26 protein-coding genes are annotated in these 24,059 nt (G+C 56.6%); 17 read left to right on the forward strand and 9 right to left on the reverse strand.

Translation table 11 applies throughout. The features are described 5' to 3' along the window. Positions 1-431: 431 nt before the first annotated feature. Positions 432-1,223 (reverse strand): hydroxypyruvate isomerase family protein, encoded by a 792-nt coding sequence (locus AO726_RS02390; RefSeq protein ID WP_058066443.1) that lies wholly within the window; start codon positions 1,221-1,223, stop codon positions 432-434. After that, positions 1,220-2,110 carry an NAD(P)-dependent oxidoreductase gene (locus tag AO726_RS02395; RefSeq protein WP_058066444.1) on the reverse strand — a complete coding sequence of 297 codons (891 nt, stop codon included), beginning with the start codon at positions 2,108-2,110 and terminating at the stop codon, positions 1,220-1,222. The genes AO726_RS02390 and AO726_RS02395 overlap by 4 nt, the downstream gene beginning before the upstream one ends. Positions 2,111-2,230: 120 nt before the next feature. Between AO726_RS02395 and AO726_RS02400 the strand changes: the two genes are divergently transcribed. Genes AO726_RS02400 through phnE form a run of 4 tightly spaced genes read left to right on the forward strand, consistent with a single transcriptional unit; the run spans position 2,231 to position 5,473 of the window. After that, positions 2,231-3,085, forward strand: a complete 855-nt coding sequence (locus AO726_RS02400; protein ID WP_058066445.1) for a putative selenate ABC transporter substrate-binding protein — start codon at positions 2,231-2,233, stop codon at positions 3,083-3,085. Continuing rightward, complete coding sequence (locus AO726_RS02405) at positions 3,082-3,885, forward strand: phosphonate ABC transporter ATP-binding protein (RefSeq protein WP_058066446.1); 804 nt, start codon at positions 3,082-3,084, stop codon at positions 3,883-3,885. The genes AO726_RS02400 and AO726_RS02405 overlap by 4 nt, the downstream gene beginning before the upstream one ends. Then, positions 3,879-4,706 (forward strand): PhnE/PtxC family ABC transporter permease, encoded by an 828-nt coding sequence (locus AO726_RS02410; protein ID WP_058066447.1) that lies wholly within the window; start codon positions 3,879-3,881, stop codon positions 4,704-4,706. Before AO726_RS02405 ends, AO726_RS02410 begins: the two co-directional genes overlap by 7 nt. After that, on the forward strand, positions 4,703-5,473 hold the full coding sequence (phnE, locus tag AO726_RS02415) for a phosphonate ABC transporter, permease protein PhnE (RefSeq protein ID WP_058066448.1): 771 nt from the start codon (positions 4,703-4,705) through the stop codon (positions 5,471-5,473). The genes AO726_RS02410 and phnE overlap by 4 nt, the downstream gene beginning before the upstream one ends. A gap of 3 nt (positions 5,474-5,476) precedes the next feature. Here the strand turns inward: phnE and AO726_RS02420 are convergent, their stop codons facing one another. Then, positions 5,477-5,845 (reverse strand): DUF5064 family protein, encoded by a 369-nt coding sequence (locus AO726_RS02420; RefSeq protein ID WP_058066449.1) that lies wholly within the window; start codon positions 5,843-5,845, stop codon positions 5,477-5,479. 63 nt (positions 5,846-5,908) lie between these two features. Next, positions 5,909-6,226 (reverse strand): DUF2288 domain-containing protein, encoded by a 318-nt coding sequence (locus AO726_RS02425; protein ID WP_058066450.1) that lies wholly within the window; start codon positions 6,224-6,226, stop codon positions 5,909-5,911. 287 nt (positions 6,227-6,513) lie between these two features. On the opposite strand from AO726_RS02425, the gene AO726_RS02430 reads away from it, so the two are divergent. From AO726_RS02430 to tsaA, 8 genes are all read left to right on the forward strand, one after another. Next, positions 6,514-7,635 carry a branched-chain amino acid ABC transporter substrate-binding protein gene (locus AO726_RS02430; RefSeq protein ID WP_058066451.1) on the forward strand — a complete coding sequence of 374 codons (1,122 nt, stop codon included), beginning with the start codon at positions 6,514-6,516 and terminating at the stop codon, positions 7,633-7,635. A gap of 113 nt (positions 7,636-7,748) precedes the next feature. Beyond that, complete coding sequence (livH, locus tag AO726_RS02435; protein WP_058066452.1) at positions 7,749-8,672, forward strand: high-affinity branched-chain amino acid ABC transporter permease LivH; 924 nt, start codon at positions 7,749-7,751, stop codon at positions 8,670-8,672. An 8-nt stretch (positions 8,673-8,680) separates the two neighbouring features. Further along, positions 8,681-9,937: a high-affinity branched-chain amino acid ABC transporter permease LivM gene (locus AO726_RS02440; RefSeq protein ID WP_058067073.1), complete on the forward strand. Its 1,257-nt coding sequence runs from the start codon at positions 8,681-8,683 to the stop codon at positions 9,935-9,937. Continuing rightward, positions 9,934-10,701 (forward strand): high-affinity branched-chain amino acid ABC transporter ATP-binding protein LivG, encoded by a 768-nt coding sequence (gene livG, locus AO726_RS02445; RefSeq protein ID WP_058066453.1) that lies wholly within the window; start codon positions 9,934-9,936, stop codon positions 10,699-10,701. Before AO726_RS02440 ends, livG begins: the two co-directional genes overlap by 4 nt. Next, entirely contained in the window at positions 10,701-11,402 is a 702-nt protein-coding gene (locus AO726_RS02450) for an ABC transporter ATP-binding protein (protein WP_058066454.1), read from the forward strand. The genes livG and AO726_RS02450 overlap by 1 nt, the downstream gene beginning before the upstream one ends. Before the next feature lie 134 nt (positions 11,403-11,536). After that, complete coding sequence (locus tag AO726_RS02455; RefSeq protein WP_058066455.1) at positions 11,537-12,247, forward strand: rRNA pseudouridine synthase; 711 nt, start codon at positions 11,537-11,539, stop codon at positions 12,245-12,247. 30 nt (positions 12,248-12,277) lie between these two features. Next, positions 12,278-12,739: a DUF1456 family protein gene (locus AO726_RS02460; protein ID WP_058066456.1), complete on the forward strand. Its 462-nt coding sequence runs from the start codon at positions 12,278-12,280 to the stop codon at positions 12,737-12,739. A 58-nt stretch (positions 12,740-12,797) separates the two neighbouring features. Then, positions 12,798-13,496 (forward strand): tRNA (N6-threonylcarbamoyladenosine(37)-N6)-methyltransferase TrmO, encoded by a 699-nt coding sequence (tsaA, locus tag AO726_RS02465; RefSeq protein ID WP_058066457.1) that lies wholly within the window; start codon positions 12,798-12,800, stop codon positions 13,494-13,496. 56 nt (positions 13,497-13,552) lie between these two features. Here the strand turns inward: tsaA and fpr are convergent, their stop codons facing one another. Further along, entirely contained in the window at positions 13,553-14,332 is a 780-nt protein-coding gene (fpr, locus tag AO726_RS02470; RefSeq protein ID WP_058066458.1) for a ferredoxin-NADP reductase, read from the reverse strand. Positions 14,333-14,441: 109 nt separating this feature from the next. Here fpr and AO726_RS02475 point away from each other — a divergent pair, with 109 nt between their 5' ends. Beyond that, positions 14,442-15,368 carry a LysR family transcriptional regulator gene (locus AO726_RS02475; RefSeq protein ID WP_058066459.1) on the forward strand — a complete coding sequence of 309 codons (927 nt, stop codon included), beginning with the start codon at positions 14,442-14,444 and terminating at the stop codon, positions 15,366-15,368. Between the two features lie 10 nt (positions 15,369-15,378). Here AO726_RS02475 and AO726_RS02480 read toward each other — a convergent pair whose 3' ends face one another. Together AO726_RS02480 and erdR are read right to left on the reverse strand one after the other, a co-directional pair. Beyond that, on the reverse strand, positions 15,379-15,744 hold the full coding sequence (locus tag AO726_RS02480; RefSeq protein WP_058066460.1) for a diacylglycerol kinase: 366 nt from the start codon (positions 15,742-15,744) through the stop codon (positions 15,379-15,381). A gap of 55 nt (positions 15,745-15,799) precedes the next feature. Further along, positions 15,800-16,450, reverse strand: coding sequence for a response regulator transcription factor ErdR (gene erdR / locus AO726_RS02485; protein WP_058066461.1), 651 nt, complete (start codon positions 16,448-16,450; stop codon positions 15,800-15,802). Positions 16,451-16,649: 199 nt separating this feature from the next. Here erdR and AO726_RS02490 point away from each other — a divergent pair, with 199 nt between their 5' ends. Beyond that, positions 16,650-17,531: a DMT family transporter gene (locus AO726_RS02490; protein WP_058066462.1), complete on the forward strand. Its 882-nt coding sequence runs from the start codon at positions 16,650-16,652 to the stop codon at positions 17,529-17,531. A gap of 3 nt (positions 17,532-17,534) precedes the next feature. Here AO726_RS02490 and AO726_RS02495 read toward each other — a convergent pair whose 3' ends face one another. Next, a complete protein-coding gene (locus AO726_RS02495; protein ID WP_058066463.1) occupies positions 17,535-18,245 on the reverse strand; it encodes a tRNA-uridine aminocarboxypropyltransferase in 711 nt (236 codons plus the stop codon). A gap of 241 nt (positions 18,246-18,486) precedes the next feature. On the opposite strand from AO726_RS02495, the gene AO726_RS02500 reads away from it, so the two are divergent. Beyond that, positions 18,487-18,885, forward strand: a complete 399-nt coding sequence (locus AO726_RS02500) for a quorum-sensing-regulated virulence factor family protein (protein ID WP_058066464.1) — start codon at positions 18,487-18,489, stop codon at positions 18,883-18,885. Between the two features lie 34 nt (positions 18,886-18,919). On the opposite strand, the gene AO726_RS02505 is transcribed toward AO726_RS02500, so the two are convergent. Continuing rightward, positions 18,920-21,316 carry a xylulose 5-phosphate 3-epimerase gene (locus tag AO726_RS02505; protein ID WP_058066465.1) on the reverse strand — a complete coding sequence of 799 codons (2,397 nt, stop codon included), beginning with the start codon at positions 21,314-21,316 and terminating at the stop codon, positions 18,920-18,922. A 127-nt stretch (positions 21,317-21,443) separates the two neighbouring features. Here AO726_RS02505 and AO726_RS02510 point away from each other — a divergent pair, with 127 nt between their 5' ends. Both AO726_RS02510 and AO726_RS02515 read left to right on the forward strand, forming a co-directional pair. Then, positions 21,444-22,841, forward strand: a complete 1,398-nt coding sequence (locus AO726_RS02510; protein WP_058066466.1) for an MBL fold metallo-hydrolase RNA specificity domain-containing protein — start codon at positions 21,444-21,446, stop codon at positions 22,839-22,841. A gap of 62 nt (positions 22,842-22,903) precedes the next feature. Beyond that, positions 22,904-23,980: an LOG family protein gene (locus tag AO726_RS02515; protein ID WP_058066467.1), complete on the forward strand. Its 1,077-nt coding sequence runs from the start codon at positions 22,904-22,906 to the stop codon at positions 23,978-23,980. Positions 23,981-24,059 lie beyond the last annotated feature (79 nt).

Below are 24,059 nucleotides of genomic sequence, written 5' to 3' on the forward strand. Positions count from 1 at the left end.
TTTAAACTTAGGACCAGCAGGTATCTGCTATTTATACAAAAACAATCTAAATCCTTGTCCCAAGCAGTCTAATAAAGAGAAACCGTTATTTATCTCAAGGTTAACGCTCAAAAATCCCCCAAGAATCAAGTATTATCTAGAACAGTACAATTGATATCTCAGAGTTAAACCTGTCGAAGCACTCCTCAATCAAAGTCAAAAAGTACAAACACCTAAAGTCGTCGTGAATTCGTTCAAGTCGATTTCACAATGAGAAAAACCTCGCAATCATAGCAAAAAAAATATCAAAGTCTGAAAGCAGTGCATATCAACCGATACTCAATAATGATTTTCATTCATGCAAATCACGTCATCACCTAACAACACACTGCTTCAAACCAACCGAGCTCAACGCAAAGATTGCTATTGCGTCGCTAAACCAGCTCCCACCTTCAAAACCTCACAAGATCCCGGAACATCGTCAACCAGCTCAGCCCAGAAGCGTTAGACGCCGAAATTGGGCGGTACTCCGCTGCCAGCCACCCTTGATAACCCGTGCCAGACAAAACATCGAACACTCCCTTGAAGTCTATTTTCCCAGTTCCGGGCATCCCTCTCCCCGGGCAATCCGCAAACTGCACATGCCCGATCCGACCGGCTAACGCCCGTAATGCGGTGCTCACATCCAGCCCCTGACGGGCCATGTGGTAGATATCGAACTGTGCGGCAAGATTGGGATGATCGACAGCTTGCATTAGTTCACTTAGATGCTCAGGTGTGTTGATCAAAAAACCTGGGACATCCAACGGGTTGATTGCTTCACTCACCACACCTATACCCAACACCGCGAATGCCTCTGCGGTCTTGTGCAAATTATTGACCAGGCATTCCATGGCCTGCTCCCTTGTTACCCCCGGAGCCAGACGCCCAGCCAATACATTGACCCGAGAAGGTCGCACCATAGCCGCGTAAGTCAGAGCCTCTTCCAGTGCAGCATCAAACTCTTTCTGGCGCTCAGGGACAGCTGCCAGCCCCGGTCCGCCCTGCATGAAATCGCCTGCGGGCAGATTAATCAGGCATAACGGCATACCAGCCATGTCGAGTAACTCTTTCAAACGCAGCGCTGGCAGCTCATAAGGAAACTGGATTTCTACGCCATCGAAACCGGCAGCAGCGGCTGCCACGACCCGATCCGTTAGTGGCAACTCGGTAAATAACATTGAAAGGTTTGCAGCAATCTTCATGCCTGTGACGCCCGATAGAGTTGCACCAGAGTAGAGGGATCAGCCTCCAGCTTGCCTTGACTGCCATGTTGCCGCATAAGTTGCGCGGCCAGTCCGGTCAGTGGCGTAGCACTGGCACTGTTTTGGGAGACTTTTACGGCGGTATCCAAATCTTTCAGAAGGGTTCTGACATGCCACTTAACCGGCTCAAATTGGCTCTGTGCCATTTGCGGTGCCAAAATCTGTAGCGGCTTGGAGTCGGCAAAGCCTCCGGCGAGCGCCGGGGCGATCAGACTGGCGTCCACTCCGTTTTTCTCCGCAAGCGCCACCACTTCGGCAATAACCAGCGCGTTACAGGCCACGATCATCTGGTTGCAGACTTTGGTGACTTGCCCTGCTCCAACTTCACCCATCCGAGTCAATCGCTGGCCCAAATGCGCCAGAACAGGGCGGATATAGTCGATATCGGCCTCAAGCCCTCCGGCCATAATCGCCAGAGTGCCCGCCTCCGCACCTTGGGTGCCACCCGAAACTGGGGCATCAACCCAGCGCATACCGGTACGTGCTTCAAGCTCAGCCGCCATTTCCCGCGTTGCAGCCGGCTCAAGGCTGGAGAGATCAACCAGCACTTGCCCTGGCTTGGCCGTTTCTACAATGCCACCAGTACCAAACACCACCTGCCTGACGACCTCAGTATTGGCCAGGCACAGCATGACGATATCTGCTTCCACGCACAGATCGGCCGGTTTGGACACCACTCTGGCCCCTGCCTGCTGGAGGGGTTGGCACTTGTCCGCAGTACGGTTCCACACACTTAGCGGATAGCCTGCAGCGAGTAGCCGACTGCTCATCGGCAACCCCATCAACCCAATACCTGCAAACGCCAGAGCAGGATGTGCTTTATACATCTGGCAACCTCAAATATATCATTTTGCCATCTTACCTTAAGAATTCGCCTAGTTAGCTCAACAGAACAGGGCATAAGTCATTATAATTTCGCGGTTTCGCCGCTATTGAACCGGAGACTCATGATGAAATCTTCCCTGGGCACTGCCATCGCAGGCGTTGCACTGAGCCTGTGCGCCGCGTTTGCGCACGCCACTGAAACCCTTCGCGTATCCGCTATTCCTGATGAAGCCCCAACTGAGCTTTTACGCAAATTTGAACCACTGGGGAGCTATCTTGAGCAGCAGCTGGGCATGAAAGTTCAGTTCGTTCCAGTATCGGATTATGCGGCTGTTGTCGAAGCACTCGCGGCCGATCGCCTGGATATGGCCTGGCTAGGCGGCTTTACCTTCGTGCAGACCCACATAAAAACAGGGACTGCGATTCCTCTGGTTCAGCGTGCTGAAGATGAGCAGTTCACCAGCAAATTCATCACGGCTGATCCCGACGTTAAATCAGTGCAGGACCTAAAAGGCAAAACCTTCGCCTTTGGTTCAATCTCCTCCACCTCCGGCAGCCTGATGCCACGCTATTTCATGCTTAAAGACGGCATTAAACCCGAAGAGTTCTTCAGCCGTATTGCCTATTCAGGAGCCCACGATGCCACCGTTGCCTGGGTCCAAGCAGGTAAAGCAGCGGGTGGGGTGTTAAATGCTTCGGTTTGGGAAAAACTGCTGGCGGCGGGCAAGGTCGACACCAGTAAAGTCAAAGTCATCGCCACCACACCGCCGTACTACGATTATAACTGGACCGTGCGCGGCACCCTCGATGAAGGCCTGCGCGAGAAAATCAAAGCTGCCTTCCTGGCTCTCGACCCGACCAATCCTGAGCACAAAAAGATTCTCGACCTGCAAGCCGCCAGCCGCTTTATCCCGACGCAAGTCGAGAACTATGCAGGCATTGAGGACGCTGCACGCGCTGCTGGCTTATTGCAGTGAGCGCTCAGTTACAGGGCGTGGGTCTCACCCACACCAACGGCCATATCGCCTTACAGACCATAAACCTGCAAGTAGCTCAAGGTGAGCGAGTCGCCATCATTGGGCCTTCCGGTGCTGGCAAAACCACCTTGCTACATGTGCTGGCCAGCAGCCTCCAGCCCAGCCAAGGTCAAGTCAGTGTACTTGGACAGCAGCCCTGGGCAGTTAATGCGCGCAAGCGTCAGGCTCTGCGCGCACGTATTGGCCTTATCCATCAGGCACCGCCCCTGCCTCCACGCCAGCGCGTAGTTACGGCTGTACTGGCGGGCAAGCTAGGGCAATGGCCGCTGCTTAAAAGCCTGATCAACCTGCTCTACCCTGTTGACCTTCATGGTGCACGTGAAGCACTAACGCGCCTCGACTTGGCTGACAAACTGTTTGATCGCTGCGATCAACTTTCAGGAGGCCAGTTGCAGCGCGTCGGGATTGCACGGGTTCTGTACCAACGCCCCGAGCTGATCCTGGCCGACGAACCGGTTTCCGCCATGGACCCCACACTCGCTGCGCACACCCTAAGCGTGCTCAATCAAGAGGCCAGCCGCCATGGCGCGACCTTGTTGGCGAGTCTGCACGCGGTTGATCTGGCCCTTGATCATTTTCCCCGGGTGATTGGAGTGCGTGCAGGCCAGTTACTGTTTGATTTGCCCGCCGAGGCCGTAACCCGCGAGCAACTCCAAGCGCTGTACGCAAATGAGCAGCTTAGCCGGGCCACAGATGAGCCCGCACTGACGGCTCCCGCGCCGCAGATTACCAGATGCTGAAACCTGCCCTGCGCGACCCGGCCGCACTGCCGCGCTTGTTGATTGCGATTGTCGCAATCCTGTTGTTGTGGCCAGGCATCCAACTCAGCGAGCTGAGCTTCAGCGGGTTAGCCAATTCCGAAAACGCAGCCAGTATTAGCAGTTTTCTTGCCGACTTCTGGCCTCCTGCCCACGACGCAGCGTTCTTGCAGCTGCTGTGCAGAGCCACACTTGAAACCCTAGCGATCGCAACGGCCGGCATGACTCTGGCCCTGCTGATCGCGCTGCCTGTTTCCCTGCTGGCTAGCCGGGCGCTGTCCTTATCGGCTGTGCATAGACATGGCCGACCAAGCTGGTTAGGGCAACTGCTGCGCTGGCCCGCGCGCGGCTTGCTGATCGTCCTGCGCAGCATCCCGGAAATTGTCTGGGCCCTGCTATTTGTGCGTGCTGTTGGATTGGGCCCTACGGCGGGCGTGCTGGCAATTGCAATTACCTACAGCGGCATGCTCGGCAAGGTCTATGCCGAAATCTATGAATCAGTTGACCAACGCCCTGCGCATAGCCTCTTAGGCGCTGGCAGCTCGCGCCTGACGGCTTGGCTGTACGGCGTTGTGCCGAATGCGGCTGCGGAAATGCTCTCCTATACGGTGTATCGCTGGGAGTGTGCGATCCGCGCCTCAGTGGTGATGGGGTTTGTCGGTGCAGGTGGCCTGGGCCAGCAGATCGACCTGTCTATGCGAATGTTTGCCGGAGCAGAAGTCTCAAGCATGCTGTTGACCTTTCTGCTTCTGGTGTTGCTGGCTGACCTGCTCAGCCGGGTCTTACGGAGGCGCTTCCTATGACGCGTCGACTGGGCAACTACTGTCTCGTGCTGCTACTGCTGGCCTGCGTTGTTGGCTCATTCGCCTATCTGCAAATCGACCTAGCTGCTCTATTCAGCCACGATAGCCTGAGCCAGATGGGGCGCTACGCCGCCAATTTTCTGCAGCCGGACTTCTCTCAGAGCCATTTAAACTCCATCTTAAAAGGCAGCTTGGAAACCTTGGCCATGTCTGCCATGGGCACTCTGCTCGCTGCCTTGCTGGGCCTGACTCTGGCCTTACCGGCTGCAGGCAATCTGGGCTGGCTGCCCCTGCAAACCGCACGGCTCGTGCTCAACGCACTTCGTGCCATCCCCGAACTGGTATGGGCAGCGCTGGTTGTGCTGGCGGCCGGACTTGGGCCCAATGCAGGCACCCTGGCCTTGGCTCTGCACACCACCGGAGTGTTAGGCAGACTGTTTGCCGAAGCCTTGGAAAACACACCCAAAGCTCCGTCTAATGCCATCCGCCTTAACGGTGGCGGCCATATCTGTGCGTTCTTCTATGGCACGCTGCCTAATCTCTGGCCGCAGTTACTGGCTTACACGCTCTATCGCTGGGAAAACAACATCCGCATGGCCAGCGTACTCGGATTCGTGGGTGCAGGCGGATTGGGTCAGATGCTGTATGTCAGCCTCAGCCTGTTCCAAGAGGCCAAAGCCGCCACCGTTATTCTGGCCATGTTGATTTTGGTGCTTGGAGTGGATGCATTCAGCAACTGGGCACGCCAACGCTGGGTCAGTCGCTAGCTATCAGAAACCGTCCTTACGCAGCGTATCCAGGTTCACCGACTCCCCCGACCTAACCCCAAGCGCACTGCGAATGTCTTCATAGACCAGATCGTACTCATGGTGTCCGTGCTTAATCAGACTGGTGGCAACTGGCAGTCCGTGGCGATGGGCGACACGACTGACAACGCTGGCGAAGTTGAATGCCGAATCCCGGTGCAGCTCGAACGTCTCGCTAAAAACCTGACCTGCAATCTGTCCTTCAAGGCGCATATGCAGCATGGCACCTTCAGCCGGATCCTGACGCACCTCATAAAACAGATCGACGCTATAGGCCGGTACGTCAGCCGTTGTGAATGGATGCGAATGATGCCAATGGCCCGGTTTAAACATCCCTGTATCTCCGCTGAGTCGTGAGTAACTATGTTTAGAGCAGCTTTCCAGTTGCCGGGCTTATCAATGCACAGTGGGGCATTCGGCCCGCTCCTGCACCAGCACCCACGGCGCAACCACTACAGCCCAGAGTTGCGGATCCCGCTCAAGCAAATCCTCAGCCTGCGCGACATCAACCTTGCGCAGCTGCCCGCCATTAAGCCACTCAGCCACTTTAGCCAGATTGTTTTCTGCAACGGCCTGCGCCACCTCAATCAGGTCCTGGGCGCCATCGACTTGCAATAACACACCACGGGCGAAAAACGGCTGCAGCTCCTGCCAAGAGATCGGGGCAGTTTCACCGAGAAGTTTGGCGTAGAGGGTATCGGGCTGATCTGTCATGGCATGCCTTGAATTAATAAGTGACGAAAACAATTTGCCTATGATAACGCCGCTGTAGCACCTAAGAAATTTCCAACCAATTCAATCGGTTCCCCACGCCGTTTATCTGTACGTTTGTTTCGTTAAAGCGACAACACCACATTACGAGACCTTGGTAGCTTTTCAAGCAATGAAACAGCACTCTAAACTGTTCCGGTACAGATGCTTGGAAGGTACCCGGAACATCTGGAGGCCATTACCCGGCCTCAGGTACCACAACAATCAAAACAATTATGGGTGGAGCAATTATGAGCAAGGCTACAAAGCAGATTTCAAAACTGTTCGCCGCAATGGTCATGGCGGGCGTTGCCAGCTACTCAGTAGCAGCAGACAACATCAAAATCGGCCTCGCCGGCCCTGTAACCGGCCCTGTCGCTCAGTACGGTGAGATGCAATTCGTCGGCGCTAAAATGGCCATCGAACAAATCAACAAAGCTGGCGGCGTAAACGGCGCTCAACTGGAAGCCGTTGTCTATGACGATGCCTGCGACCCTAAACAAGCCGTTGCCGTAGCCAACAAAATCGTTAACGACGATGTGAAGTTTGTGGTTGGCCACCTGTGCTCCAGCTCCACCCAACCCGCCTCCGACATTTATGAAGACGAAGGCATTTTGATGATTACCGCGGCCTCGACCAGCCCGGAAATCACCGCTCGCGGCTATGAGCTGATCTTCCGTACCATCGGCCTGGACAGCCTGCAAGGCCCAACCGCAGGTAACTTCATCGCCGACAAGATCAAGCCTCAGGCAGTCGCCGTTCTCCATGACAAACAGCAATACGGTGAAGGCATCGCCACCGCCGTTAAGCAGACTCTGGAAAGCAAAGGCACCAAAGTTGTGCTGTTTGAAGGCATCAACGCCGGCGATAAAGACTTCTCCGCCATGATCGCCAAACTGAAACAAGCCGGTACCGACTTTGTGTACTACGGCGGCTACCACCCGGAACTGGGCCTGCTGCTGCGTCAGGCGTCCGAGAAAGGCCTGAAAGTTAAATTCATGGGCCCGGAAGGTGTGGGTAACAGCGAAATTTCCGCCATTGCAGGCCCTGCTTCCGAAGGCATGCTGGTAACCCTGCCGAAATCGTTCGACCAGGACCCGCGTAACAAAGCCCTGGTTGACGCGTTCAAGGCCAAGAAAGAAGACCCAAGCGGTCCGTTCGTATTCCCAGCCTACTCAGCGGTGCAAGTGATTGCCGAAGGCATTGCCAAAGCCGGTGACACCGACACTGCAAAAGTGGCCGCAGCCCTGCGCGCTAACACCTTCGACACCCCGACAGGCGTTCTGGCCTTTGACGAAAAAGGCGACCTGAAGGACTTCAACTTTGTTGTGTACGAGTGGCACCAAGACGGCACCAAGACCGAAGCCCAGTAACACACCCGCCTGAACCCAAAGCCCACTGCATTCCAGTGGGCTTTGCACATAAAGAGAATTTGGCTGCTCGCTGCGCCATAAGCGCCCGTGCGTGACAGCCATGGAGTTAGGCTATGCCTGATCTGTATCACTACCTGCAGCAGTTGATTAACGGTCTGACTGTTGGCAGCACCTATGCACTGATCGCCATTGGCTACACCATGGTCTACGGCATCATCGGCATGATCAACTTCGCCCACGGCGAGGTTTATATGATTGGTTCATACGTGGCGCTGATCGCCATCGTTGGCCTTACCATGATGGGCTTGGACAGCCTGCCGATCTTGATGGTCGCAGCCTTCGCCGGGAGCATCATCATCTGTAGTGCTTACGGTTACAGCATCGAACGGGTGGCCTACCGGCCCTTACGCGGTGGTAACCGCCTGATCCCGCTGATTTCCGCGATCGGTATGTCGATCTTCCTGCAGAACGAAATCCTGCTTTCCCAAGGCTCCAAAGACAAAGCCATCCCCAACCTGTTGCCTGGCAACTTTGTTTTGGGGGAAAGCACCATGCATGGCGTCACCATCTCTTACATGCAGGTGCTGATCTTTATCGTCACCTTTGCGGTGATGGTTGGCCTGACCCTGTTTATTTCCCGTTCACGCCTCGGCCGCGCCTGTCGCGCCTGCGCCGAAGACCTTAAAATGGCCAACCTCTTGGGCATCAACACCAATAACATCATTGCCCTGACCTTCGTTATCGGCGCTGCGCTGGCAGGTGTGGCTGCGGTGCTGCTGAGCATGCGCTACGGCGTGATTAACCCGCATCTGGGCTTCCTCGCCGGCATCAAAGCTTTTACCGCCGCGGTATTGGGCGGCATCGGCAGCATCCCCGGCGCAGTGCTGGGCGGTTTGCTGCTGGGCCTGGCTGAGGCCTTTGGCGCGGATATCTTTGGTGACCAATACAAGGACGTGGTGGCATTCAGTCTGCTGGTTCTTGTCCTGCTGTTCCGTCCGACAGGCATTCTGGGTCGTCCGGAGGTTGAAAAAGTATGAGCACTGCCATTAGCAAAAACCTCAAGACTGCATTTTTCAGCGCCCTACTGGTACTGGCCGTTGCCTACCCGGTACTGGGCCTGAAGTTGGTAATTGTCGGCATCAAACTGGAAGTTCACGGCGCTGAGCCGATCGTGTTGTGGACCATCGCAGGCTGCGCCATTGCCATGTTCTTCTGGCAACTGCTTCGCGGGCAGATAAACGATGGCAAAAGCCTTCTGCCTAAACTGCCGGGTATTCCTGCCAAGGCCAGCAACTTTCTGACCCTGCCTTCCACCCAACGCTGGGTGATCCTTGGTCTGATCGTGGTGGCGCTGGTTTGGCCGTTCTTCGGCAGCCGTGGTGCGGTGGATATCGCCACGCTGATCCTGATCTACGTGATGCTCGGCCTGGGGCTGAATATCGTGGTAGGCCTAGCCGGCCTGCTGGATCTGGGTTATGTGGGCTTCTATGCCGTAGGTGCCTACACCTACGCCCTGCTGGCGCACTATTACGGTCTGGGTTTCTGGATCTGCTTGCCAATTGCCGGCCTGATGGCCGCCTTCTTCGGCTTTATCCTCGGCTTCCCGGTTCTGCGCCTGCGCGGTGACTATCTGGCCATCGTGACGCTGGGCTTCGGTGAGATCATCCGTATCCTGCTGCGTAACATGACGGAGATTACCGGCGGCCCCAACGGCATCAGCGGCATTGATAAGCCGACGTTCTTTGGCCTGAGCTTCGACCGCCGCGCCGCAGAAGGCATGCAAACCTTCCACGAGTACTTCGGCATCGCCTACAACTCCATCAACAAGGTGATCTTCCTGTACCTGATTGCCCTGCTGTTGGTGCTGCTGACCCTGTTCGTGATCAACCGCCTGCTGCGCATGCCGATTGGCCGCGCCTGGGAAGCCCTGCGTGAGGACGAAATCGCCTGCCGCGCACTGGGCATGAACCCAACCGTGATCAAACTCTCGGCCTTCACCCTCGGTGCCGCATTCGCCGGTTTTGCCGGCAGCTTCTTCGCTGCGCGTCAGGGGCTGGTCTCGCCTGAGTCGTTCACCTTTATTGAGTCGGCGATCATTCTCGCCATTGTTGTGCTCGGTGGCATGGGCTCACAGCTGGGCATCATCCTCGCAGCGATCGTGATGATCCTGCTGCCAGAAATGATGCGCGAGTTCAGTGAGTACCGCATGTTGATGTTCGGTGCCCTGATGGTACTGATGATGATCTGGCGTCCGCAGGGCCTGCTGCCTATGCAACGTCCCCACCTGGAGCTGAAACAATGAGCCGCCCGATTCTTGAAGTAAGCGGCCTGTCCATGCGCTTCGGCGGCCTGCTGGCCGTCAACGGTGTGGAGCTGTCCGTTAAAGAGAAACAAGTCGTGTCGATGATCGGCCCTAACGGTGCCGGTAAGACCACTGTGTTCAACTGCCTGACCGGCTTCTACCAAGCCACTTCCGGCAGTATCAAACTGGACGGTGAACGTGTGGACGGCCTACCCGGCCACAAGATTGCCCGCAAAGGCGTGGTGCGCACTTTCCAGAACGTGCGCCTGTTCAAGGATATGACAGCGGTAGAGAACCTGCTGGTGGCCCAACACCGTCACCTCAACACCAACTTCCTCTCCGGCCTGTTCAAAACCCCGGCATTTCGCAAAAGCGAGCGCGAGGCCATGGAATATGCGGCGTACTGGCTGGAGCAGGTTAACCTGACCGAGTTTGCCAACCGCACCGCTGGAACCCTGGCCTACGGTCAACAGCGCCGCCTGGAAATCGCCCGCTGCATGATGACGCGCCCGCGCATCCTGATGCTGGACGAACCGGCCGCTGGCCTAAACCCACGGGAAACCGATGACCTCAAGGCACTGATCGGCGTGCTGCGTGATCAGCACAACGTCACCGTGCTGCTGATCGAGCACGACATGAAGCTGGTCATGAGCATTTCTGACCACATCTACGTGATCAACCAGGGGACGCCGCTGGCAGACGGCACGCCGCAGCAAATCCGGGAAAACCCCGATGTGATCAAAGCCTACCTGGGGGAAGCCTGATGCTCTATTTCGAGAATGTTTCCACCTTCTACGGCAAGATTCAGGCACTGCATAGCGTCAACGTGGAAGTCCGTCAGGGCGAGATCGTCACCCTGATCGGTGCCAACGGTGCCGGTAAATCCACCCTGCTGATGACTCTATGCGGCAGCCCTCAGGCCAGCAGCGGCAGCATCCGCTATTTAGGCGAAGAGCTGGTGGGCATGGAGACGCCACAGATCATGCGTAAAAGCATCGCAGTCGTGCCGGAAGGTCGCCGCGTGTTTGCCCGCCTGACTGTAGAAGAAAACCTGGCCATGGGTGGCTTCTTCGGCAGCAAAGCCGAGAACGAGGAACAGCTTGACAAAGTCCTGCACTTGTTCCCACGCCTGAAGGAACGCTTCAGCCAGCGTGCTGGCACCATGTCCGGTGGTGAACAGCAGATGCTCGCCATCGGCCGTGCGCTGATGAGCAAGCCAACCCTGCTGCTGTTGGATGAGCCCTCTTTGGGCCTGGCTCCGATCATCATTCAGCAGATTTTCGACATCATCGAACAGCTGCGTAAGGACGGCGTGACGGTGTTCCTAGTCGAGCAGAATGCCAACCAGGCACTCAAGCTGGCCGACCGTGGTTATGTGCTGGAGAACGGTCATATCGTCATGCAGGGCAGCGGGCATGAACTGCTCAATGACCCGCGTGTACGGGACGCCTACTTGGGCGGCTAAGGCCTGACTGAGAGGCTTCACCCCTGAAAACCGCTCCTCGGAGCGGTTTTTCTTTGCCCGCACGGCAACCGGTTCAGACGCAGACCTGATGTACCGGTACAATGCATGCCCGTTACTGTCAGATGATTCCCGCCATGTCCGAACCCGTCCGCCTGTCTAAACGCCTGATCGAGCTGACCGGCTGCTCCCGCCGCGAAGCCGAACTGTATATCGAAGGGGGCTGGGTGACGGTCGATGACGTGGTCGTCGAACAACCGCATTTTAAGGTCACCAACCAGACAGTTCGCCTGCTCGATGGAGCCAGTGCCAGCGAGCCGGACCCCGTCACTCTGCTGTTGAATGTCCCTCGTGGGCACTCGCCGGAGCCGGTCAGCGAACAACTGACACTTGCGGATCAATGGCCGCAAGACAGCTCTGGCGTTCGCCCGCTGTTTGGCCATCTGAAGCGCCTGACCGTCTGCGCGCCGCTGCAAATCGGTGCAGATGGCCTGCACATCCTCACACAAGACTGGCGCACCCGACGCAAACTTCAGGAAGACCTGCACAAGCTGGAGCAGGAATATATCGTCGAAGTGCTCGGCACACTCAGCAACACGCAGCTCAAGCGTCTCAATCACGGGCTGGTTTTCAATGGAACTGCCCTGCCACCATGCAAGGTCAGTTGGCAGAACGAAACCCACTTGCGCTTTGCCCTTAAATCACCGCAACCAGGTCAACTGGTGTTCATGTGCAACAGCGTCGACCTCAAAGTTCTGGGCATGAAGCGAATACGCGTTGGCGGCGTTTCATTAGGCAAGGTACAGCCTGGCCAATGGCGCTACCTGGCAGCCAAAGAACGCTTCTGATCCCTTTAAATTCGCGACAACAGGTTTCCCATGCTCAATAACGATATTCTGCGCAGCCTGCGCTACACCCTCGACCTCAGCGAAGAACAACTGGCTGAAGTCATCGCACTCAGCGGCCGTCAGATTGACGAGCAGACACTGGCTGCCTACCTGAAGAAAGATGACGAAGACGGCTTTCAGCCTTGCGACGATGAACTGTTGGCGCAGTTTCTCGATGGCCTGATTTATTTCAAACGTGGCAAGGACGAGTCCCGCCCGACGCCACCGCTGGAACTTCCACTGACCAACAACATTGTGCTGAAAAAGCTGCGGGTGGCTTTCGAACTGAAAGAAGAAGATCTGCACACACTGATGGACAGCGTCGGCTTTAACGTATCCAAACCCGAGATGAGCGCGCTGTTCCGCAAGGCCGGGCACAGCAATTACCGCCCCTGTGGCGATCAGTTCATGCGCAACTTCCTCAAGGCTCTGACTCAGCGCGAACGCGGCTGATCCATCAAAGCCTGCGACTCAGGTACTATGGCGGCGTTTCACTTTTGATCTGGCCGCCATGTCCTACAGCGTCTCCCCCATCGGTTTTGTCCGTTCCTGCTTCAAGGAAAAATTCGCCATCCCGCGCCAACCGCAACTGGCCCCGGCCGCTCGTGGCGTGTTGGAGCTGATCGCACCGTTCGATAACGGCGATGCCGTGCAGGGACTGGAACAGGTCAGCCACGTCTGGCTGCTGTTTCTTTTTCACCAGACCCTTGAAGACAAACCCCGCCTGAAAGTGCGCCCGCCGCGTCTGGGTGGCAATCAGTCCGTCGGCGTGTTCAGTACCCGCGCCACGCATCGGCCCAATGGCATCGGGCAGTCGGTGGTTAAGCTTGAGAAAGTCGAGGCTGGCAAGCTTTGGCTCTCTGGAATTGACCTGCTCGACGGCACGCCTGTGTTGGACGTCAAACCCTACTTGCCCTATGCCGACATCGTCCCACACGCCAGCAATGCGCTGGCCGACGCAGCCCCTGAGGCCATCCAAGTTGAATGGCAGCCTGCAGCTTTGGAACAGGCCCATCAGCATGCCTTACGTCTACAGGAACCTCTGGTTGAGCTAATTCAACAGTGCTTGGCGCAAGATCCCCGCCCGGCTTATCAGCAGCCAGCCCCCGAGCGCCGTTATGGCGTGCAGTTCTGGGACGTGGACGTGCACTGGCATTACCCACAGCCGGGACTGATCTGTGTACTTGAGGTCGTTACCACTTCGCCCTGATCAGCACGCAGAAAACAAAAAACCGCCTGAAGGCGGTTTTTTTCGGGGTTCGAAAATTACTTCTCGACGAAGGCACGCTCGATCAGATAATCGCCCGGCTCACGCATACGCGGCGAAACCTTCAGACCGAAGCTGTCCAGAACTTCACTGGTTTCATCCAGCATGCTCGGGCTGCCGCAGATCATGGCGCGGTCGTCTTGAGGGTTGATCGGTGGCAGACCGATGTCGGTGAACAGCTTGCCGCTGCGCATCAGGTCAGTCAGACGACCTTGGTTCTCGAACGGCTCGCGAGTCACGGTCGGGTAGTAGATCAACTTCTCTTTCAACGCTTCACCGAAAAACTCGTTCTGCGGCAGTGCCTGGGTGATGAACTCACGGTAGGCCACTTCGTTCACATAACGAACACCGTGAACCAGAATGACCTTTTCGAAACGCTCATAGGTTTCCGGATCTTGGATCACGCTCATAAACGGTGCCAGACCAGTACCGGTGCTGAGCAGGTACAGGTGCTTGCCGGGCTTGAGATCGTCCAGCACCAGCGTGCCGGTAGGCTTTTTGCTGATGATGATCTCGTCACCTTCTTTCAGGTGCTGCAGCTGCGAGGTCAACGGGCCATCAGGCACTTTGATGCTGAAGAACTCCAGATGCTCTTCCCAGTTTGGGCTGGCGATGGAGTAAGCACGCATAAGCGGACGGCCGTTAGGCTGCTGCAGGCCGATCATCACGAACTGGCCATTCTCAAAGCGCAGGCCCGGATCACGAGTGCACTTAAAGCTGAACAGCGTGTCGTTCCAGTGATGAACACTGAGGACACGTTCGTGGTTCATGTTGCTCATGCTGATTCCTCAGAAAACGTGGGGCAATTTTAAGTTGCGGCGGATTTTATGCGAGCGCAACATATCTGTTAAGTGGATTATAAAGATATAGGTTATCGGTTATATCGATATGCGATTTACACTCAGACAGCTTCAAATATTTGTGGCCGTGGCTCAGCACGAGAGCGTCTCTCGTGCAGCCGATGCGCTCTCCCTGTCCCAGTCAGCCACCAGCACCTCACTGAGTGAACTGGAGCGCCAATCCGACTGCCAGCTATTTGACCGCGCCGGTAAGCGTTTAAGTCTCAATGCACTGGGATTGCAGCTCCTGCCTCAAGCGGTGGCGCTACTTGAGCAAGCCAGCGAGATTGAGCGCCTATTGATCGGTCAAAGCGGGTTTGGCTCGCTTAAAGTCGGCGCTACGCTGACCGTCGGCAATTATCTGGCGACCCTGCTGATTGGCAACTTCATGCAACGCCATCCTGAGTGCAAGGTAAAGCTTCAGGTCCACAACACCGCACATGTCGTTCAACAGATCGCCCATTACGATCTGGACCTGGGCATGATTGAAGGTGAATGCCAGCATCCGGATATTGAAGTCACGCCTTGGGTTGAAGATGAACTGGTGGTCTTTTGTGCACCACAGCATCCGCTGGCCGAACGCGGCGTGGCAACGCTTGATGAGCTGAGTCAGGAGGCCTGGATTCTCCGTGAGCAAGGTTCGGGTACGCGCCTGACCTTTGATCAGGCTATGCGACATCACCCCGGCAGCCTGAATATCCGCCTTGAGTTAGAACACACTGAAGCGATTAAACGCGCCGTGGAATCAGGCCTTGGGATTGGTTGCATCTCCCGCTTGGCCCTGCGCGACGCCTTTCGCCGGGGCAGCTTGGTGCCGGTAGAAACACCTGAGCTGGATTTGCGCCGGCAGTTCTACTTCATCTGGCACAAAAGGAAGTACCAGACGGCGGCCATGCGGGAATTTATTGAGATGTGTCGGGCACTGACCGCAAACGTAACCCGTAGCGATCAGATTCAATTACCCGCTATCCGCTGAGCGATAAACCTCAGCCCAGAAGAATCGTGGCCCAGACCAGCGCGATCAGGGACAGGGCTACAAACTGGGCGGCACTGCCCATGTCCTTGGCATTTTTAGACAGTGGATGGCGCTCAAGGGAGATGCGGTCAATGGCCGCCTCAACCGCCGAATTGAGCAGCTCGACAATCAGCCCCAACAGACAGACGGCAACCATAACCGCCCTTTCGCCTCGGCTTACATCCAGAAAAAAGGCCAGAGGCACCAGCACAACATTGAGCAGTACCAGTTGGCGAAAGGCCGCCTCTCCGACAAATGCCGCGCGCAAACCGGCCAGCGAATAGCCGCCCGCGTTGATGATTCGTTTAAATCCTTTCTGACCCTTGAACGGTGACATAAAGCATCCCAGCTGAAAAAGACGGCAGCTTACGGGATGCCCTAAGGAAAATCACTCAGTCCTTCGTAACAGACTCCAACTGTTGGAGCAGAAGTGCAGCCTGGGTCCGGGTTCTGACCCCAAGCTTGCGGAAGATGGCTGTGACGTGGGCTTTTACCGTGGCTTCCGAGACACTTAGCTCATAGGCAATCTGCTTATTCAGCAAGCCATCACAGACCATGGTCAGCACCCGGAACTGCTGCGGTGTCAGGCTGGCCAGACCGGCGCTGGCAGCCTTAGCCTCTGCACTCAGGGCAATTGCTTCCTCACTCTGCGCAGGCCACCAGACATCACCATCAAGAACTTGACGCACAGCCTCCTGGATCACCTCCAGTGAGCTGGATTTAGGAATAAATCCACTGGCACCAAATTCGCGAGCCCGGGCAACCACCGAGGAGTCTTCCTGAGCTGAAATCATCACAACAGGGATATGCGGGTACTGCCCACGCAGCAGCACCAACCCGGAGAAGCCGTACGCGCCCGGCATGTTCAGGTCTAGCAGAACGAGATCCCAATCGGTTCTAGCGGCGAGGCAGGTTTCCAGTTCGGCAATGCTGGCGGCCTCAACCAACCGCACATCGGGTCCCAGCCCCAGCGTCAGGGCTTGTTGGAGGGCACTGCGAAACAGCGGGTGGTCGTCGGCAATAAGTATTTCAAACGCGGCCATGGTTCATCCCGTTCTTGTTATGTAGATACCAGTTCAGCTCGGCAGACAGGCACGTAATTGTGCAGTGTCACCTCCCATATAAACGGCATCACTGCCAGATTTGCGAAAAATCTGTGGTGTGCAGCATGCCGAGCGCTGACGGGGTGGTCAAGCACGATGGTTTACGGCAAAGTTCCCGCTTTTCCGCCGAGAGTCAGAAATGCGAACTCACGCTCTACGCGCCGACCTGTTGATGTTGCTCACCGCAATGATCTGGGGGTCAGCTTTTATTGCTCAACGTCTGGGCATGGATTCAATCGGGCCGTTTCTCTATACCGGCCTGCGCTTCGGCTTGGCCGCAATCGTGCTGGTGCCCGTGCTTCATTTCCTGCAAAAGCGTAGTGCAACGCCTGCCGCCCCACTGAACCGACCACTGCTCACGGGTGGTATTTTGATGGGCCTGGCGCTATCACTGGGGATCAACTTGCAGCAAGTTGGCCTGCTGTTTACCAGCGTGACCAATTCAGGCTTCATCACCGGCCTGTACGTCATCGTAGTGCCGATTCTCGGTCTGTTTATCGGCCACCGGGCCGGGATGGGGATCTGGCTGGGGGCCTCACTTGCGGTAGTCGGCATGTTCCTGCTGAGTGTAGGCGAAGGTTTCCAGGTAGCCTCTGGTGACTGGCTGCAACTGGCCGGAGCCTTTGTTTGGGGTGTTCACGTGCTGCTCGTGGGTGCTTTTGCCAGCCGGCATGACCCGCTGCGCCTGGCACTGATCCAGTTTGTTACTTGTGCGGTGATCAGCCTGATCCTGGCTGTGGCTCTGGAAGAGATCAAACTGGACGCCATCATCGCTGCAGGTCCGGCAATTTTGTATGGCGGCATCTTTGGTGTTGCAGTGGGCTTTACTTTGCAGGTGGTCGCCCAGAAGGATGCGATTGCATCCCACGCGGCGATTATTCTCTCTCTTGAAGCAGTATTTGCGGCCATCGCCGGTGCCATCTTCCTCAGCGAATCGCTGGCACTGCGCGGCTACTTCGGCTGCGCCCTGATGTTTGTCGGCATGCTGCTCGCTCAGCTGTGGCCGAGAAAGACCGCCTAAACCTCAGAGAAACGTCTGCAATCGTTCGTGCAGTGGATCATTCAGATCTACTGCACGGGGCGCTTTCGACGCCAGGTAATGCTGGCTAAACACGTCCAGATAGGCATTCAGAGCCTCAGCTGCACGCCCATCTCCCGCCAGTTCCAGACACATCGCCGCCACCTCTGCAGTGCAGAAGTGATCATCGCGCTTGGAGCGACGCAGGCGATAACGGGATATCTGCTCAGGCTGAAGACTCAGCACCGGGAAGCGGTCTAGGTAGGGACTCTTACGGAACATTTTGCGCGCCTCGCTCCAAGTCGCGTCCAGCAGTACAAATAAAGGGCGCTTCCCTTCCGTTGTACACACCTCGCTGACCACCCTTTCAGGCGCAGCGTACTCGCCGGGAAAAACTAGGTATGGCTGCCACTGCGGATCATCCAGCAGTGCCAGCAAGCGCTGATCCACCTCAACCCGCGACCAGCCGAACGCGCTGGTATCGCGCACCACGTCTGCGATCAACCAGCCGGTATTACTGGGTTTGAGCGCCTCAACATCGTGCATCAATAATGAGACGCCGCTGCACGCCTCCACCTGCGGACGCCACGCACACAGGCAATGACTAACAGCCAGACGACACTCTGGGCAGCGCACGGCCTTACAGCCTCGGGCCAGAAACGGTTTTTCACTACGAGCAATGCGCTCAGCGCGCAAACGGGCAACAGCGTGATGCATTAAGCAGCCACCTGCGTAAGAAGATAAACGGGCATATCAACTCCGGACTTAGCAAGCGCGGCAGTCTAGCAAAGCCGGGCAATGCATATTCAACCGGGTATCATGTGCGGCATCCGCGACTCAGACCCTGCGTGGGACAACCAAGCCTGCTCAGTGGCCTGCTACAAGTAGGCTACTATGCACTGAACCTCTTTCAGTGCCTGCCGGTCCTAAAGAGCGCGACTAGAATCTGGAGACCCCAATGCTGCGTTTATTCTGCCTGACTGTTGCCCTGACCTTGCCGCTGGCTGCCCATGCCGTCTCCCTTAATGACTACGAACTGAGTAAGACCTTGGATAAGGTGGCACGTGAAAGTAGCGTCGGGACGCCCCGGGCCATCAATGAAGACATTCTCGATCAGGGTTACACCGTTGAGGGTAATGAACTGATCAACCACTTGAGCGTGCGCAGCGAGCACGCTGCCAAAATGCGCGGCAACCCGGATACCGTGCGCGCTCAGCTGGCCAACAGCGTTTGCCAGAACCCCGGCTTCCGTAACCTTCTGGGACGTGGTGCAGGATTGCGCTACGAGTTCAGCGAATACCGCACCAATCGCCCTGTCACCACTGAGCGCTTCAGTAAAACCGACTGCGGCCTGTAATTTCAGGCCGCTTCAGCGCCTGCCCAGCCTGCGCTCAGCGCAGGCACCGAGGCTCCCCCCTCCCCTCCACCGCAGCCTGCTCAGCATTGCTGAGGAAGTCTGCCAGTGGCCTACCCAACAGCTCCGCCGCAGCCTGCAGCACATGTGCCCAAGTGGCTTTATTGGCGAACAGCATGCCGGCTTCGTCCAATGTCCCACCGCGGTTCAAATAGCCCATCACCCGGCTCTGCTGCCCCAGCAATGGCCACAGATGCCCCCGCGCCACTTCCGGCCGCATATGGCTCAACAGCACACGCCGTTCGTAGTGTTCAGGGAATAACTGGGCCACCAGTTCAGGGCTGGCCATGGCCTCTTGCTCCCAACTGTCACGTGCACTGCGGAAACGTCCGGGCTCTTGTAGATACACCAAACGCCAAGCGCAACCCGCGGCACTCAGGCGCTCAGCAGCACGCTGCATTTCAGTTAACTGATAGCTGCCGGTCGCGATCAGCAATACGGGCGTATCCCCAGCTTGCTCAGCCATCACCAGAGCGCCCTGCTCCGCCAGTTGCTGCGCCTGCTCGGAAGTGAAGATGCAAGGCCGTTCACGCTTGGCAATCACCATGCAGGCGAGCTGGCCACGGGCTTGATAGATGCCCGGCAGCAATGCCAGCACGGCGTTGTGATCCGCTGGAAAAAGCACCCGAACCATGTCGCTCATCTCACCCAACAGTGCCTCACAAAAGGTGGTGTCTTGATGGGACTGCTGGTTCTTACCGTTCTCCCAGGTATGCGAGGTCGCTACTAGCGGCCACCCCAACCATCCTGCAGGGCGGCCGACCTCCTTCTGCTGGCGGGCAAAAATAATGCGCTGACGGACTGCGCCTAACATCTTCACGCAGAAGGCTTCATAGCTTGCCACGAGATTCAAACCGCCCTGATTGGCCAAGCAGGCCGATACCACGGCTTCTTCATTCAACGCAGTAATCACCGCGCCATGAACGTCTTCCAGCTCACCCTCGGGGAAATTAACCCGGTGTTTAAGTGCCTTGAGAACGCCCCCTAGGCGGTTACTGGCCAACTCGTCCGGGTTACCCACCCGAGGCCGCAAATTGGGGTTCAGCTGAACCAGATCCACAAAGAAACGGTCCAGAGCCGACATCGGTGAGCAAGCTTGAGCCTGATAGTTCAAAGTCGGTAGTTGCAAGCCCTGGGGATGACGATGCGCCAACGGGTTATCGCGCTCCAGCGGCCTGTCACCCCGATTGCTAAAGCGCTCGCACACCTGTTGCAACACCTCAGGATCAACCCAAAGCTGAGCAGCATGTTGATTAAACAGTTCACGCGCGGCCTGATCCACATGCGGATTCCCCGGCAACGGCAGGTTATGCGCTGCATTGCTCCCAGCCCCGTAAAAGCCAAACCCTTTACTGGTTTGTGCTATGCCGTATGGGACTGGAAGTGGGTATCGCAGCAAGCCGTCGTTCAAGTCCCTAACGCGATGTGCCAAGCGTTGCTCCATATCCCATAGGGTGCAAACAAACGCAGCCGGGTCACGACCGTCAAACATCAATGGATCAAATCCACATTGGCGCAGGTGTTCACGGAACCCCTCCAAACCGGCTTCAGTGCCCAATTCGGTACGCTGCTCAATGCGCCGCCCGTTAGCGATCATCACAGGCAACGCAACGCCACAGTCTTCGTTGCGCCACCACCGCGGAATCCAATCACTACCACGCTGTTCCTCCGCCGCGCCGTCTGAAAGGAAAGCCACTAGTTTTTCCCCAGGCAACGGCAAGTGTGCATATTGCAATTCGGCGAAGCCCAGATAGCCGCCTTCTGCGATTCCGCCGGCAGTGTGTGGGTTGACATGACTTCCAAGTGGAACACTGACTTGGCCATCCCCGGCTTGCTGATAACTGTAAAAATCAGCAGCGAGAAGGCTCATTCCCTGTTCGCTGAGCGGGTAACGTTGCGCCTGCTCCGAGTGCTGATTTTGAGTCAGCAGATTGAGCGCCTCAATGGCGGCCACACAGTGCCCCTGACCCATTAGCCAGCCGCGGGTCTCGCCCGTCAGTTGGTTCAGGGCCAAATACCCGGCGTAAGCAGGCACCATATTCAGCGCACCTCCTGTGTGCCCCTCAGGCACTGGTTTGAAATCGCTGGCACGCAACGCTTCACCGTTTAAACGTACGCGCTGAGCGTAAGTCATGTGCACCACGAGCCACATGCCAGCTGCGGCCAGACGGTCTAACGCCACTAAGCACCGATAGACCTCAGCCACACTCGGCTGCAACCCCGCCTGCACCAACTGATGCGCCACACGATACACAGCCGCTGCTGTGTGATCGGTGTGCTGAATGGCACCATAACCGGCGCGCCACTCTGCGAAAGCAGGTTCGTCGACCGCATGTTGTGCCAACTCTTCAGCGCTAGGGAGAAGCTGTGTCATACAATCACTCCACAAAGTTTGTACGTACGTCTAAAGTTCGCACCAGCATACACTTGATGACGTCAATCAAATTGACCTAATCCACCATTCAGTCTCGAAAAAGTGACTATTCAGCAAAGGATGTGTAATGGCTTTACTCAAGTTTCTGGGTGCAATCCAACAAGTTACCGGCTCCTGCTACCTTCTAGAAAGCCATGAAGGAGCCCGGATTCTGTTGGACTGCGGCTTACGGCAGGGGCGCAGAGAGGAACAGGAAGGCAATCGCAGCCCATTCTCGTTCAACCCTCATGAACTTGATGCTGTGGTTATTTCACACGCCCATATCGATCACAGCGGCTTGCTGCCCAAGCTGACAGCTGCCGGTTATCGCGGTCCGATCTATGCCACGCCTGCCAGCTGCGAACTGATGGAGTTGATGTTGCAAGACTCAGCTCACCTACAGGAAAAGGACACCGAGTGGGAGAACAAATGGCGTGCCCGCCGCGCCAGACCCGCGCTCAAACCGCTGTACACGGTGGAAGATGCCGAGAAAACCCTCAAACAATGCCAGGCTCTGCCTTATGGCCAGGCGCTTGAAGTAGCTCGGGGCATCACCGTGACACTGCATGACGCGGGCCACATTCTTGGCTCAGCCATTGTTGAAGTGGTCGTACAGGAAAAGATTCAGAGCCGACGCTTGGTGTTCTCCGGTGATCTGGGCTGCACCACCTCGCCACTGATGAAGCCGCCCAGCACACTGAAACAGGCAGATGTGGTGCTGATGGAGTCCACTTACGGTGACCGTGACCACCGCAATAACGCAGACACCCTCGAAGAGCTCGCCGAGATTCTGCAGCAGGCACACCGCGACGGCGGCAATGTACTGATTCCAGCGTTTGCCGTAGGCCGCACACAAGACCTGATTTACTACCTGGGCCGCTTCTACCGCGAAGGTCGCCTGCCACAGCAGGCGGTCTTCCTCGACAGCCCTATGGCTATACGCGCCAATGCCATCTACTCCCGCCATATCAGTGAGCTGGACACCACCAGCGACCCCGTTTTTGGTGGCTACAAACAGCTTCAGGACTGGCTCCCTATCTTGCGCTGCACCCTGGACACAGACGACTCAATGGCGGTCAACCGTATTAGCAGCGGTGCCATCATCATTGCAGGCAGCGGCATGTGTACTGGAGGTCGTATTCTCCACCACTTCAAACACAACCTGTGGCGCGAAAACACTCACATCATCATCCCCGGTTTCCAGGCCAGCGGCACCTTGGGCCGTGCACTGGTTGAAGGTGCTGAATCGGTCAAACTGTTCCATCAGCGCATTGCGGTAAGAGCCAAGATTCACACCTTGGGCGGATTCTCCGCACACGCTGGACAGTCACAGCTGATCGACTGGGTCAGCCACTTTGAGAACAAACCTGAGCTCTATCTGGTACACGGTGAGTTAGAGAAGAGCCGCGCCCTGCAACTGGCCATACGCGATCAACTGGACTGGGATGCAATCATCCCCGAGCCCGGCGAGCAAATTGCTCTGTAACCCATCAAGCAGTGTGCCCCTGGTCGGCATTACCTGCGCCAGGGCACTTGAGGAGAGCACTTATGCCTTATGAGGCCGACGCCTATTCAGCACAACCCGTGTCGATTGCCAGCACTGAGTTACGCGACTTGATTGATCAGCTGTCCCGCCTGGCCACGCCACACGACAGCGCCAATCTTGAGCTCTATCGGACCATGCTAAGCAGCGTCACGCGCATGGCTCAAGCCGACCGTAATCGCTGGGACGCCAAAATCATGATGCAGACCCTGCATGAGATGGAGCACGCCTTCAGCACGCTTGATCAGTTCAAGGGGCGGCGCAAAGTCACCGTATTCGGCTCAGCCCGCACTCCGGCAGACCACCCTCTCTATGCTCAGGCTCGCGAGTTAGGTGAGGCACTGGCAGCCCTAGACCTGATGGTCATAACCGGAGCCGGCGGCGGCATTATGGCGGCTGCCCACGAAGGCGCAGGACTTGATCACAGTATCGGCCTGAACATTACCCTGCCCTATGAGCAGACCGCCAACGCTACCGTAATTGGCAGCGAGCACTTGCTGTCGTTCCATTTTTTCTTTCTGCGCAAACTGTTCTTCGTCAAAGAGGCCGATGCGCTGGTCCTGCTTCCAGGCGGGTTTGGCACGCTGGATGAGGCGCTGGAAGTCCTGACTCTGATCCAGACCGGCAAAAGCCCAATCGTACCGGTCGTTCTGCTGGACCAACCGGGTGGTCAGTTCTGGCCCGCCACTCTGAGTTACCTTACTGAGCAGCTTCAGGACAACGGCTACATCCTGCCTAGCGATCTAAAGCTGATGCGACTGGCACACAGCGTTGCAGAGGTAGTAGAGGAAATAACCCGGTTCTACAGCAACTACCACTCCAGTCGCTGGCTTGAGGACTTATTTGTCATTCGCATGCATCGCCCGCTCACAGAGCAGTGCCTGCATCAAATCAGCCATGCATTTGCTGATCTCTGCACCGACGGCAGTTTTCAACTGCAGGGCCCCTGTGACTCTGAGCAGGACGAACCCGAATGCATTGAGCTCACCCGACTGGCGTTTAACTTCAACGGCCGCAACTATGGTCGCCTGCGAGAGTTGATTGATGTGATTAACCAGCCCGCTCATTGGCTGAATGACTAACGAAAAACCCCGCAACAGTGGCTGTTGCGGGGTTAACTGATATTCGTACCTGACAGACTTTATGCGCCCTGCCGGTACA

Source organism: Pseudomonas sp. TTU2014-080ASC, from assembly GCF_001446935.1.
Classification (GTDB): domain Bacteria; phylum Pseudomonadota; class Gammaproteobacteria; order Pseudomonadales; family Pseudomonadaceae; genus Aquipseudomonas.